This is a genomic window from Catenulispora pinisilvae (assembly GCF_015356865.1).
GTDB classification, from domain to species: domain Bacteria; phylum Actinomycetota; class Actinomycetes; order Streptomycetales; family Catenulisporaceae; genus Catenulispora; species Catenulispora pinisilvae.
In genome coordinates, this window is the sequence record NZ_JAAFZA010000378.1 from 1 (window position 1) to 7,001 (window position 7,001).

Annotated in this window: 6 protein-coding genes; all 6 read right to left on the reverse strand. The window is 70.7% G+C overall.

What is annotated here, in order from left to right:
* Positions 1-72 precede the first annotated feature (72 nt).
* Positions 73-954, reverse strand: a complete 882-nt coding sequence (gene htpX / locus IZR01_RS47060) for a zinc metalloprotease HtpX (protein WP_194899239.1) — start codon at positions 952-954, stop codon at positions 73-75.
* A 169-nt stretch (positions 955-1,123) separates the two neighbouring features.
* A complete protein-coding gene (locus IZR01_RS47065; protein ID WP_438939675.1) occupies positions 1,124-1,861 on the reverse strand; it encodes a DUF2705 family protein in 738 nt (245 codons plus the stop codon).
* 52 nt (positions 1,862-1,913) lie between these two features.
* Complete coding sequence (locus tag IZR01_RS47070; RefSeq protein ID WP_194927644.1) at positions 1,914-3,047, reverse strand: LolA family protein; 1,134 nt, start codon at positions 3,045-3,047, stop codon at positions 1,914-1,916.
* Positions 3,048-3,102: 55 nt separating this feature from the next.
* Positions 3,103-3,594: a YajQ family cyclic di-GMP-binding protein gene (locus IZR01_RS47075; protein ID WP_194927645.1), complete on the reverse strand. Its 492-nt coding sequence runs from the start codon at positions 3,592-3,594 to the stop codon at positions 3,103-3,105.
* Between the two features lie 85 nt (positions 3,595-3,679).
* Complete coding sequence (locus IZR01_RS47080; protein WP_194927646.1) at positions 3,680-5,326, reverse strand: S53 family peptidase; 1,647 nt, start codon at positions 5,324-5,326, stop codon at positions 3,680-3,682.
* Positions 5,327-5,438: 112 nt separating this feature from the next.
* Positions 5,439-7,001 (reverse strand): S53 family peptidase (locus IZR01_RS47085; RefSeq protein WP_194927647.1); only part of this gene is annotated, 1,563 nt, incomplete at its 5' end.

Genomic DNA, 7,001 nt, shown 5'->3' on the forward strand with positions numbered 1-7,001 from the left:
CTCGATCTCCGGCCTCGACCCGCAACCGCACCCACCGCCGCACCCACCGCCGCACCCGCCAGACAGACAGCCCTACCGCAGACTCTCCCCGGCAATCTGCTCCAACCGCCGCACCCGATCCGGGATCGGCGGGTGCGTCGAGAACAGCCGCGACATCCCGGCCCCCTGGAAGGGGTTCGCGATCATCATCGAACTGGTGGTCATCAGCTCCGGCTCGGGGGCCAGCGGCCGCTGCTGCGTTCCGCGCTCCAGCTTCACCAGTGCGGAGGCCAGGGCCAGGGGGTCGTTGGTGAGGCGGGCGCCGGAGGCGTCGGCCTGGTATTCGCGGGAGCGGCCGATGGCTAACTGGATCATGGAGGCGGCCAGTGGGCCGAGGAAGGCGATCGCGAGCATGCCGACCAGGCCCGGGCCGTCGTCGTCCTCTGAGCGGCCGATGGGGATCAGCCAGGCCAGGTTGACCAGCCACATGATCACGCTGGCCAGGGCGCCGGCTACCGAGGCGATGAGGATGTCGCGGTTGTAGACGTGCGACAGTTCGTGGCCCAGGACGCCCCGCAGTTCGCGCTCGTTGAGCAGGTCCAGGATGCCGGTGGTGCAGCAGACGGCCGCGTGCTGGGGGTTGCGGCCGGTGGCGAAGGCGTTGGGGGCGTCGGTGTGGGAGATGTAGAGGCGGGGCATGGGCTGGCGGGCCTGCGTCGACAGTTGCCGCACGATGCGGTACATCGCCGGCTGCTCGACTTCGCTGACCGGCTGGGCGCGCATGGAGCGCAGCGCCATCTTGTCGCTGTTCCAGTAGGCGTAGGCGTTGGTGGCCACCGCGATGAGCAGGGCGAACGTGACCCCGGTGCTGCCCCAGAAGCTGCCGATGACCAGGATGACCGCCGACAGCAGCGCCATCAGCGCCGCGGTTTTGACGGCGTTGTGGCGGCCGTGGAGATGCGTGGTGGATGCCATCGACGTCCTTGCCCGTTTTCTGTCGTGCCCTGCCTTCCCCCCTCGGTCCAACGTAGGCGAAGATCCCCGGGGTTCCCGGGGTTGTACGCCGGGCGAGTGAGGCGCGTGGTGCTCGAGTGGGCTAGCGGGTGGGCTGGCGGGTCGATCAGCAAGTCGGCTAGCGGGTCGGCTAAAGCGCCAGATCCCGGGACGTGAAGCGGGCCCAGGCCAGGGAGAGCGCGACGATCGCGTAGCCGGCCTGGAGCCACAGGCTGTGGGTGATGGTGCCCCAGTAGACGGGGGTCCTGAGCAGGTCGGCGAAGGCCAGCCAGTCGAAGGAGAACAGCCAGGGCTGGACCGGGGTCAGCTGCGGGATGGAGCCGGCGATCTCGGCGGTGACGATCAGGCCGACGGTGCCGGCCAGCGCCGTCGCGGGGGAGTCCGTCAGCGTCGAGATGGTCAGGCCCAGGACCGCGACGCCGGCCATGCAGCAGGTCACGACCCCGGCGATGAGCACCGCTCGGCCGAAGGCGGCGCCCAGCGGGATCGTCGCCCCGCTGAGCAGCGTGACGTCCCGCATCGGGAACAGCACGGTGCCGGCGGCCAGCGCCGACAGCGCCACCGTGCACGTCGCCGCCACCGCGTAGGCGACCGCCGCGACGAGCTTGGCGGCCAGCAGCCGGCTCCGCCCCACCGGCCAGGCCAGCACGGTCCGCAGCGTCCCGTCGGCGGCGTCCCCGGCCACCTGGTCGGCCGCGACCACGCCGACCGCCACCGGCAGGAACAGCGGCACGGTCAGCGCCAGCGAGGCGAACACCAGGAACAGCCCGTTCCCGGCGACCTGGTTCAGCATCCCGGTGCCGGTCCCGGCCCCGACCCCGGACACCTTCACCGACACCCCGAGCAGGACCGGCAGCACGGCGAGCACCGCGAGGATCAGCAGATTGCGACGCCGCCGGAACGTCAGGGCCAGCTCGATGCTAGGAATGACTCCCCACCTCCGCCGCGACGGTTGCTTCCAAGGACTCCGGGGTCGCGAACGCGGCGAAAACCCGCTGGTCCGGGGTGAACACCAGAGTGACCAGCCGACTGCTCCACACCAATCCGACCGGCGTCTTCTGCCCGGCGGCCATCATCATGCGCAGGTAGCTCTGCAACGGCGTCCCCGGCGTGCCCGCCAACGCGGCCAGTACCGCGGCAGCACCCTGCGGCTCCTTCTGCGGGCCGTGCGACGTCCCGAGCCCGGCGATCAGCTTCTGCGGGTCGACGCCCCCGATCGCGGCCGCCGCGGTCCAGCCCTTCCCGACCCCCTGCACCGGGTTCGCCGGCAGATCCGGGGTGGCCTCCTGGACCACCTTCGCGCCCGGCGGCGGGGTGAACCGCAGTTCCGCCGCAGACGCGGTGAAGCTGACCGACTGGAACTCGGCCTGGATCGCAGGGGTCGAAGACCCCGTCGGATACACCGCGACGCTCAGCGGCACTCCGGTCGCGGCGTCGACGGCTATCTTCACCGAACCGACCGTGGTGCCCTCGGATCGCGGCGTGATCTGCAGGACGTAGCAGTCGCGGCCGGCGACGCGTGTCGTCTCCCGCGTCGAGTACGCCGTGTTGAAGAGCAATGTCTCAAGTGCCGTCGGACCGGTGAACGTCCTCGCCAGATCGGAAGGCGAGGCGAACGACAGCAGCGCTGAGGTCAAAGCATCGACCGAGCCGTGTCGCGCGGTCTGGTGCGTCGAGTCCCAGACCCACAGGTCGCCGCCGTCGCGGAACAGGTCGTACTCCGACAGCGTGTCCTGCAAACCGATCCGCTCCCGTGCCGCGGGACCGGAAGCGTCGGTGGCCACCCGCACGAGGTGGACCCCGGACAGCAGCCGGATCGGATCCGCCCCGCCGCCGCTGCCCAGATTCGGCAGGCGCGGCAGGCCGATGTCGACGTTCAGCCGCACGGTCCCCGACACCGCCTGCGTCTCCGGCTTCCCTATTTTCTTCAGCAACGACAAGGGGGATATGCCGGGCAGGCGAGGCGGATCCCGCGGCACCAGGCCGTGCGAGACGGCGGCGACGGCCACCACGGCCGCCGCCGCCACGATCGGGGTCAGCATGCGCCGGCGCATCCGGCTGCTCCCGGCGCCTAGTCCCGGCAGGCTGGTCGCGCCGACGCCGTCCGCCTCACCGGTAGTTGGTGAACTGGATCGCGAAGTCGTAGTCCTGGTCCTTGAGCAACGACTGCGTGACCTGCAGATCGTCGCGCGACTTCGAGGACACGCGCAGCTCCTCGCCGATGATCTGCGCCTTGACGTTCTTCGGCGCCTCGTCGCGGATCAGCTTGGAGATCTTCTTCGCGTCCTCCGAGGAGATCCCCTCCTTGATCGCGACGCTGATCCGGTACTCCTTGCCCGACACCCGGGGGTCGGACGCGTCCAGCACCTTCAGCGAGATCTTGCGCTTGACCAGCTTGTCCTTGAACACGTCCAGCACCGCGGCGACCCGCTCCTCGGAGTTCGCCCTCATCTCGATGCCCTCCCCGGACCACCGGATCTCGGCGTCCACCCCGCGGAAGTCGAAACGCTGGGCGATCTCCTTCGACGCCTGGTTGAGCGCGTTGTCGACCTCCTGCCTCTCGACCTTGCTCACCACGTCGAACGACGACTCCGAAGCCACAGTCCGGTCCTCTTCTCTTCAGCTCTGTTTCTCTTCAGCTCTGTCCAACGAGCACGTGTGCCGGGGACTGATCCTAGACGCGTCGCTAGTCCCACGAGCGCAAGTAGGACTGAGAAGGCGAACCGAGACCGGTCACGTCGTCATAGCCGGCACCGGAGGAGAGCAAGCCGTCGTCGCCCATCTGGTACAGCCGCGCCTGGTGCGCCCCCTTGCCGTCCGCGCCCAGGTCGACGACCTGCGCCGGCGGCGTGCCGCGGCGCGGGGCGTCGTAGCCCAGCGAGGTCGAGGTCACATCGTGGAAGGCCCGCGAACCCGCCAGGGCGTAGAGCGCGGGATTGAGGAAGCCGAATGGATGACCCGCGGCCTGCTCCGCGTCGGCCACCAGACCCGCGTACAGCGGCGTGGCCAGGGACGTGCCGCCGATCGCCGACTCGGCGTAGCCGATCTTGCCGTTCGGCAGCTTCTCGGTGACCCCGGTCATGAAGCCGGTCATCGGATCGGCGTCCATCGCCACGTCCGGCAGCACGCGCATCGGCTCGGCGGTGTGCTGCCCGGTCAGCAGCGTCGTGCTCAAGCCCAGCGGCACCACCCCGGCCTGGTAGCCGGGCTGCGGCACGTCCTCGCTGGTCCCGCCGCCGCCCCCGAAGCGCCACTGCCCGGTCCCGGCCGACGGCGACCACGAACTCCCGCTCGGCGCCAGCTCCGATCGCCGGTCGCCCCAGCCGACCTCGCCGACGTACCGGCCGTACGAACCGATCGCCAGGCTGGTCCCGCCGACCGCGGTCACCCACGGATCCTGCGCCGGATACTGCGTCTGCGGCCGTGCCGAACCGGTCCCGCACTGGGTCGTCGGGTCCGCCGCGCCGCAGTCCCCGGTCGCGAACAGGAAGCTGATACCTTCCTCGCCGCCTCGTTGGAACAACGCCGAATACGCCGCCATGGTCCGGGGATCCTCGTCGCCGTAGACGCTGTGCGGGATGCCGCCCCAGGAATCGGAGACGATGGTCGCGAGGTGGTCGTCGACGACCGTCTGCAACGCCGCCATCAGGTCGGTGTCATCGCAGGACGCGGCCGCGACGTAGACGATGTTCGCCTCCGGGGCCATGGCGTGCACGGCCTCCACGTCCAGCGCCTGCTCGACCGCCCACGAAGCCGGCGCCTCGCATTCGCCGTCGGTCAGGTGGTTGTAGGCCGCCGGGACGACTTCGCGGTACTGGCCGGGACTGAGCAGACGCTCGTCGTGGTTCATCGCGTAGTGGTTGGCGTCCGAGAGCATCGTGGGAGAGGCGTACGCGTCGACGATCGCGACGGTCACGCCCTTGCCGCGGTCATGGGATTGCGTGACGCCGTAGGCGTGGCGGAGCTGCGCGGGGGTGTAGCCGCAGACGGCTAAGGGGTTGAGGCCGCCGAATGCGTTCGGGACGGTCCTGGCGGTGTATTCGCCGTAATAGTCGGAGCACTTCTCGGGACCGATGTAGCCGGTGTCGTCGTCGGTCAGCCGGATGTGGTTGGTGTGCATGGCCAGATGCCTGGCTATGTGTGGCGTTGCGGCGGGGGTCGTGGTGGGGGTTGTGGCGGGCGTTGTGGCGGCTATCGCGGTGGGCGCCGGGGTCCGTGCCGGCTCGGCCGCCGCCCCGGTGTGATGGGGCGCCGTCTCCGAAACGGCACCCTGCGACACCGCTATCAGCGCGCCGGCGGCCAAGAAGACGGCCCAGGTGGAACGACGGACCAAACGACCGAACATAAACAAACCCTCCCGAATCGGTGCGTATGACCGGTACGTACCGTCGGGAGGATTCGAGGATGCGCGGCCGCCCCGAAAGGGTGACCGCGCGTCCTGACTTCTAGTGTTTGAACGAGTTCAGATACTCCTCCCGGGGGGATCCGAGACCGGTCGCCAGGTCGTAGCCGGCGCCGGCGGTCAGGCCCTGGTCGTGTCCGAGCTCGAACAACCGGACCTGGCGCTTGCCCTGCTGGTCGGTGCCCAGGTCCAGGACCGTGGAGATGTCGGCGGGCGCCCCGGCCGGCTGGGCCACGACGTCGGTGAAGGTGGCCGGCGTGGCGCGCTGGTAGACGTCCGGGTTGGCGAAGCCGATCGGCTTGCCGCCCGCGGCCACCCGGGCCTGCTGCCCGTCGGCCTGGGTCGCGGCGAACATCGGCGCGGCCGCCGAGGTGCCGCCGACCGGGATCTCGCCGTACTGGCCGCTGGTCGGGTCGGTGAGCCCGACCTGGACCGCGGTCAGCAGGTCGCCGTCCATCGCGACGTCCGGCAGCGTACGCATCGGCGCGGCGGCCTTCGCCCCGGTGCCGAGCGTGCCGGCCAGGGCGTCGGGCACCACGCCCTTCTGATAGGCGGGCTGCTGGAAGTCCTCACTGGTGCCGCCGCCCCCACCGAAGTAGAAGTCCCCGGGGAACGGCGTCCAGCTCTTGCCGTCATCGGACAGCGCCGAGCGCCGGTCGCCCATCGCGGTCTGCCACAGCGGGCTCGCGCCGTTCCCGAGCGCCAGTGCGGTCCCGCCGACCCCGGTCACCCACGGCGAGGACACCGGCCACTCGGTCTGGGCCCGCGCCGACTGCGGGTCGCAGCCCGGCCCGGTCCGCACCGAGTCGTCGCCGCAGTCGCCGGTCGCGAAGTAGAAGCCGATGCCCTCGGACGCGGCGTACTGGAACAGCTGCGTGGCCTGCGAGATCAGCGCCGGGTCGATGGCGCCGGAGGCGCGGTGCATGGTCTCCCCGAAGGAGGAGGAGACCATGTCCGCGGCGTGGCTGTCGACGATGTTCGCCAACGTCGCGTTGATGTCCTCGTCCGCGCAGGAGTTCGAGCCGAAGTAGTGCACGGTCGCGCCGGGCGCCATGCCGTGCACGGTCTCGACGTCCAGCGCCTCCTCCCCGGCCCAGTCGCCGGGCGTCTGGCAGACCCCGTCGGTGGTGTGCGTCCACTGGTTCGAGGTGACGCTCTCCTGGTACTGATTCGCCGCGAACGGCCGGTCGCCGTGGTCCTGCGCGAAGCGGTTCGCGTCGGCGAGCATGGTCGAGGAACCGTAGGCGTCGACCACGGCCACGGTGACGCCGGAGCCGGTCAGGCCGGAGGCGTCGACGCCGTAGGCGGTGCGGAGCTGGCTGGGGACGTAGCCGCAGACGTCGACCGGCTCGGGGTTCGAGTAGCCGGCCGGCAGGCTCGGGTCCGCGGTGAGGGCGCCCCAGGTGGGGGAGCAGGAGGGGACGGCGCTGCGGGTCTGGGGTGTTGCCCTATCGGTCTGCGTGGTGGCGCCCGAGACGCCCTGCGCAGCCGCTGGGCGGCCACCGGCACCGCCACCCCGTGCAGCACCAGGCTCCCGACCAGCACGATCGTCATCGTGCTCAGCGCCAAGTCCGCGTCCTCGTCGCGGACGGCGTTGAAGGCGAGC